Raw genomic sequence first — 1,327 nt, forward strand, 5'->3', positions numbered from 1 at the left:
GCCGTTCGGGTCGATCGGGCCGCCGAAGCCGAAGTTGGACGAGTGGGAGTAGTAGTACTTGCCCGCGCGCTTGAAGACGTGACCGGCCTCGAACACCAGCGGCGCGTCGATGGTCTCGGCCGCGCCCTCGGTGCTGATCATGTCGTCACCGAGCTTGATGACGCGCGTCGACTTCGGGTGGTTGGTGTTCTCGTAGGAGTTGGAGTTGTCGTTGCCGCCACCACCGAAGTAGAGGTAGCCCTGACCGTCGTCGTCCACGAACACGCCCGGGTCGAACAGCCAGTTGCGGCCGTCCGAGGCGCCGGGGGTCTGGCTGGTGACGAGCAGGCTGCCCCGCTGGTCGCGCCACGGCCCGAGCGGCGAGTCACCGACCAGGACGCCGGTCGCCGCGCCGTTGTTGGCGAAGTAGAGGAAGAACTGCTCCCGGCCGTCGACGACCCGGCTCTCGACCGCGGGCGCCCACGACTGCGACGCGTACTTGGCGATGCCGTTCGGCCCCGCCACCGGGATCTCGCCGTGGTCGGTCCAGTTGACCAGGTCGTCGGACGAGATCACGGTGATCGTGTTGATCCCGCCGTAGGTGTTCGTGGGGGAGGTGCCGTCGGGGCCGGGGTTGTACACCTGGGTGTCGTTGGTCATGTACACGTAGACCCGACCGTCGTGCACGAACGCGTTGCCGTCGGCGCCGAACTTGTGGGAGATCAGCGGGTTGCCCTCACCCGGGTTCTTGCCCAGCACCTCGATGGTGGTGGACGGGACGAACTCCTGGAGGGTGACGTCGTCCACCTTGAAGTCCATCAGGTGGGTCGCCGGCGCGGAGGCCGGGTCCGCCGTCCACGGCGTCTCGACGAAGACGCGGGGGGTCGTGACGGACTGCCCGGCCGGGATCGTGAACGTGCCCTGGAGCAGGCCCCACTGGCCGCGCGGCACGGTCCCGGTGCCGAGGTTGGTGTAGGTCGAGCCGCCGTAGTGCATGGTGACGAAGAACTGCTTCGTCGCGGGGCTCTGCGCGTTCTCGTACTTGACCCGGGCGGTGACGGTGTAGGTCTTCCCGGCCTGCACCTTGCCCGCCAGGTCCTGCGCCGGCCCCGATCCCGTCGTCTTGCGGTTCGTCACCAGCACCGCGCCGGTGCCCGAGTAGGCGTCGGTGGTCGGGGACAGGGCCGCGCCGTCGGTCGCGTTCCCGCTGTTGACGGTCCACCCGGACAGGCCGTCCTCGAAGCCGGGGTTGGCGATGAGGTTCGGCCCGGCGGCCGTCGCCGCGGGCGGGATCGCCAGTCCCGCGGCCAGCAGGGCGCCGACGGCGGCGAGGACGGCGGTTCTGCGC

General features: G+C 69.8%; 1 protein-coding gene. It reads right to left on the reverse strand.

The features are described 5' to 3' along the window. Nucleotides 1-1,327, reverse strand: a 1,327-nt coding sequence (locus AB0G02_RS40625) for a carbohydrate binding domain-containing protein (protein WP_360805997.1), incomplete at both ends; no start/stop codon positions are given.

The organism is Actinosynnema sp. NPDC023658 (genome assembly GCF_040639995.1).
GTDB lineage: Bacteria > Actinomycetota > Actinomycetes > Mycobacteriales > Pseudonocardiaceae > Actinosynnema.